This window comes from Maribacter arenosus (genome assembly GCF_014610845.1).
GTDB classification, from domain to species: Bacteria; Bacteroidota; Bacteroidia; order Flavobacteriales; family Flavobacteriaceae; genus Maribacter_A; species Maribacter_A arenosus.
The window spans coordinates 1-1021 of record NZ_JABTCG010000024.1 but is presented as its reverse complement, the minus strand read 5'-3'; the positions used below and the strand labels follow the sequence as shown (position 1 = coordinate 1021).

At 52.2% G+C, this 1021-nt stretch carries 1 pseudogene; it reads right to left on the bottom strand.

The features are described 5' to 3' along the window. Positions 1–1021 (bottom strand): annotated as a pseudogene (locus HPE63_RS18470) (hypothetical protein); the annotation flags it as partial.

Here is a 1021-nt window from a genome sequence, read left to right as displayed (position 1 = left end):
CACGCTGTATTCAAGTGGCGCGACACCCGTACCCACTACATCAAAAGTGTAGGACGTACCGTTGGATGTACATTGGTCCGTGGCGTATACTGGGGCCGTTACCGTAGGCATAGGATCTTCGTTCACCGTTATGGTGATAAAGGTGCTACAACCTCGGGAATCCCTTACATAAACATCATAATCGGAAGGATAAGTGGCAGGTGTTAAAACCGCACTGGCGCTTGTTGTGAACAATCCGGTAGGTGATGTTGTGGTAGGCACAAAGGCATATTCATACCCTGGGGTCCCACCACTTGCATTCACGGCCACTTGCGCTCCGATGTTACAATTTGCGTTGCTATTGGAAACCTCCACCAAGCTTAAAGCGGCGTTCGGTGAACCAATGGTCACCGTGTTCGATGTGGCAGGACAGAACGGTGTATCCGTTGCGGTAAGTACCACATAGAAGTTTCCTGCGGACAATCCGGGTATGCTAAGCACACCTGGTGCTACGCCTGTATTTGTCAATGCCGTGGTAGTGCCATCGCTGTTGAACACCTCATAAGAGTAGTTTCCGGTATAATCGGTGACATTGATTTCCATGACCCCATCGGAGTCCCCGAAACAGGTCACAGGGGTAATGGCGGTGGCCACTACCTCGATAAGGTCGTATGGCGCAATGGTATAGGGCAATGTCGTAAAATAACATCCCGTAACGTTATCGGTCACCCTGAACGTATAGTCCCCTGGGGCGGTAAGGTCAAAGTCGGCCGTCTGGCTTGCCAAACTCTGGACCGGTCCACCGGGCAATAGCTCGAAGGTGAAGTCGCCCGATCCGCCGGTCACCGTTACACGGGCCGTTTCATCATTGGAACAGGTAATGGCCGTGATCTGGGCAACTGTTACATCGGTAATGGTCGGCAACGGATCGATGGTAACGTTCGTTGTGTCCAAGCACCCGTTATCGTCCCTTACGGTGACGGTGATGGTCTGTGAGGCGCCGGTATCGGTTATGTTGAACGTATTGGAGGCAAAGAAGTCC